This is a genomic window from Corynebacterium glyciniphilum AJ 3170, from assembly GCF_007673095.1.
Taxonomy (GTDB): domain Bacteria; phylum Actinomycetota; class Actinomycetes; order Mycobacteriales; family Mycobacteriaceae; genus Corynebacterium.
This window is the reverse complement of sequence record NZ_VDYZ01000249.1, coordinates 1-266: the sequence shown is the minus strand read 5'-3', so window position 1 is coordinate 266 and position 266 is coordinate 1. Positions and strand designations below refer to the sequence as shown.

The window sequence follows — 266 nt, the reverse complement described above, 5'->3', positions numbered from 1 at the left end:
CCCCCCCCCCCCCCACCCCCCATCCCCCTCTTCTTCGCCAGGATCCTCATCCCCTTCTCTTTCTCCACATCCCCCCAATCCATCACACCCTCCTCCACCTCCCCGTCCATCTCCACCCACTCCACCCCCTCCGCCACCTTGCCCTGCACTTCCATCCCCTCCCCACTTCCACCTTCCCCCCCACCCCCCACAACTTCCCCACCCACCACCTCACCTTCCCCCACGTCCCCCACCCTCAGCTTCAACTCAACCTCCACTACCTCTCT

General features: G+C 65.4%; 1 protein-coding gene. It reads right to left on the bottom strand.

What is annotated here, in order from left to right; all coding sequences use genetic code 11:
• On the bottom strand, positions 1-266 hold a 266-nt coding region (locus tag FS507_RS20050; protein WP_186314777.1), incomplete at both ends, for a hypothetical protein.